Here is a 2,369-nt window from a genome sequence, read left to right as displayed (position 1 = left end):
GTCAACCGCGTCGACAACGCATACGGCGACCGAAACCTCGTCTGCACATGCCCACCAATGACAGAATACGAAGACGCCGCTGAGTGAAACCCGTGTCTGTCCGATCCGTCAATTAGCCTGACGGATCGGATTTACACCCTGAGGGCAGCACCAATCGGGGCGCTGCCACGCCCAAATCGTCGGAGGAACAATGAAACACTATGTCCTCGCAAATGATCACGCCAATCTGTCTGGAACGAAGCGTGAGGCATCCGAAAGATTGAAACATATTGATGTCATTCTCAACGGTGAAGCGGCTATGGCGTCAGCTGGAATGGTCATCGAATTCTATCAGGCGTTAAACACTCTGGCCGAAGACTGCACCTATGTGGTCAACCTTCGTGTCGCTGGCTCGGAACCTGCGGGTGGACCGTTATACTGGGCCGGACGAACGGCGATTTTCTGGGGAGATCTGGAGAACATCTGGTCCATTCCACATTCGCGCAGATTCCGGGTATCGCAGGTCCTGAACCTGTCTTCACGGGTTGTACTGGTCGGCGGCGCGGTGCTGCTTCTGCCGCAACTCGGAAGAACAGGCCGGAACACCGTTGCTGTCCACCCGAATTTCGCAGCCGCTGCACTGGAGGGCGGGCTGGAAGATTGTGGCACCGGCACGCATCTGGCCGCAGACGGGTGCGCCCATAGCGCAACCACCCGGCTAAGCGCGCTGCGCCTGCTGTCAGAATTTGTGTCGATCGACCACGGGGAACATATCGCGGACATACTGCGCGGATACATTGGACTGACGGAACCCACACAAAAGCACGGCAGCACGCTTGCCGCCCGTCTGGTGCACCGTGCAAAAGGTGATCAGCTTGTCATGCGCACGCTGGATGCGATGCAGGAAAACATCGAAGATCCTTTGACGATCTCGGAACTTTCCAATGTGCTCAGGACCTCGACTCGCCAGTTACAGCGAAGGTTTCTAAGCAAAACCGGTGCGAAACTTTTGTCGACCTACAAAGAGCTACGGCTGGAGCGGGCGCAGAGCCTTTTACAATTCACCAACATGTCGCAGATCGAAATCTCGACAGCGACCGGCTTTTCATCGACTGTCGCGCTGAAACGCGCCTTTCAACGCAGCTTCGACGTCAGCCCGGACGAAATTCGGAACAAGCGATTTCTGGGGACGGCCGCCCCGGAACACGGATAACCTTTCGCGTTGGTCTCGTGATCCACCAGTCAACGCAGCACCGAGCCCGCGTGGACCTTGCGCCCACGCAGGTCGGGTTTGGTGCAGGCGATCAGGCCGCAGCGATCTGACTGGCCTTTTCAACCAGTACTTCGGCCTGACGGATCGAGGCATAATCGATCAGACGACCATCCAGAGACACGGCACCTTTTCCGTCTGCCTCGGCCTCGGCCATGGCGACAAGGATACGCCGTGCCTTTGTAACTTCGGCATCCGAGGGCGACATCACCTCATTGGCAAGTGCGATCTGGCTGGGGTGGATGGCCCATTTGCCCTCGCAGCCCAGAACGGCGGCACGTTTTGCGGCGGCCTTGTAACCGTCGGGGTCCTGAAAATCGCCAAAAGGCCCGTCGATGGGGCGCAGCCCGTTGGCGCGCGCCGCAACCACCATGCGGGCAAGGGCATAGTGCCACATGTCGCCCCAGTGGGTCAGGCGGCCTCCTTCGGCATCCGGGTCGGTCAGAACCGAATAGTCCGGGTTCACGCCCCCGATGATTGTGGTTCGCGCGCGGGTCGAGGCGGCATAATCCGCGACACCAAAATGAAGGCTTTCATTGCGCTTTGATGCAGCCGCGATCGCGCTGACATTCTGCATACCAAGCGCGGTTTCGATGATGTGTTCGAACCCGATCCGTTTCTTGTACCCCTTGGCGTCTTCGATCTGGGTCACCAGCATGTCGACTGCATATACATCTGCGGCTGTCCCGACCTTGGGGATCATGATCAGGTCCAGACGCTGGCCCGCCTGTTCGACAACATCCACGACGTCCCGATACATGTAATGGGTGTCCAGACCATTGATCCGGACCGACATGGTCTTGTTGCCCCAGTCGATATCATTCAGAGCCTGAATGATGTTCCTACGCGCCTGTTCCTTTTCATCGGGCGCGACGGCGTCTTCCAGATCGAGGAAGATGACATCCACGTCCGATTTCGCGGCCTTCTCAAACATTCCGGGCTGGCTGCCGGGCACGGCAAGCTCGCTGCGGTTCAGACGGGCGGGGGCTTGTTCAATTGGATGAAAGCTCATGGTTGGGACCTTTCGGCTTACAGGTTCGGGTAGATAGGGAAGCGGTTGCAGAGGTCTGCGACCTGGGCGCGGACGCGGGCTTCGACTTCGGCGTTGCCGTCTTCGCCG

Annotated in this window: 2 protein-coding genes; one reads left to right on the top strand and one right to left on the bottom strand. The window is 58.5% G+C overall.

The features are described from left to right. Window positions 1–190: 190 nt before the first annotated feature. Window positions 191–1,192: a helix-turn-helix domain-containing protein gene (locus tag ACR0LL_RS20965; protein WP_480589223.1), complete on the top strand. Its 1,002-nt coding sequence runs from the start codon at window positions 191–193 to the stop codon at window positions 1,190–1,192. Between the two features lie 91 nt (window positions 1,193–1,283). Here ACR0LL_RS20965 and ACR0LL_RS20960 read toward each other — a convergent pair whose 3' ends face one another. After that, on the bottom strand, window positions 1,284–2,261 hold the full coding sequence (locus ACR0LL_RS20960; RefSeq protein WP_480589221.1) for an HpcH/HpaI aldolase/citrate lyase family protein: 978 nt from the start codon (window positions 2,259–2,261) through the stop codon (window positions 1,284–1,286). Between the last annotated feature and the right edge of the window lie 108 nt (window positions 2,262–2,369).

It is taken from the genome of Ruegeria sp. AI2 (genome assembly GCF_056541275.1).
The sequence above is the reverse complement of the archived record's forward strand: the minus strand, read 5'-3'. Positions and strand labels throughout refer to the sequence as shown.

Bases quoted from the DNA above. Each gene is read 5' to 3' on its own strand.
- ACR0LL_RS20960 (WP_480589221.1), bottom strand. From the start codon at position 2,261: ATGAGCTTTCATCCAATTGAACAAGCCCCCGCCCGTCTGAACCGCAGC.
- ACR0LL_RS20965 (WP_480589223.1), top strand. From the start codon at position 191: ATGAAACACTATGTCCTCGCAAATGATCACGCCAATCTGTCTGGAACG.